The sequence below is a fragment of the Gilvimarinus sp. 1_MG-2023 genome (genome assembly GCF_030548285.1).
In genome coordinates, this window is sequence record NZ_JAUOSC010000781.1 from 1 (window position 1) to 290 (window position 290).

The 290-nt window shown below is 57.2% G+C and carries 1 pseudogene; it reads right to left on the bottom strand.

What is annotated here, in order from left to right:
* Positions 1 to 290, bottom strand: a pseudogene (locus tag Q4563_RS19025) (tRNA (guanosine(37)-N1)-methyltransferase TrmD); the annotation flags it as partial.

The window sequence follows — 290 nt, forward strand, 5'->3', positions numbered from 1 at the left end:
ATCAATGCCTTCGTATCGTCCCGATACCAGAATCAGCTTGTCGTGTTGTGCCAGTTCCAGCACCCCCGCCTGATCCAGTTTGCGCCCTTGCGGTGACAGATAAATCACTCGCGCCGGTTTCCCTGGTTGCTGATCTGCCGCTTCACGAGCGGCGGCAATGGCATCCTGCAGCGGCTGGATTTTCATCAGCATGCCGGGGCCACCACCGTAAGGACGATCATCGACGGTCTGGTAGTTGTCGTACGCAAAATCACGGGGATTCCAACGCTCGACAGCAATCTGTCCCTGCT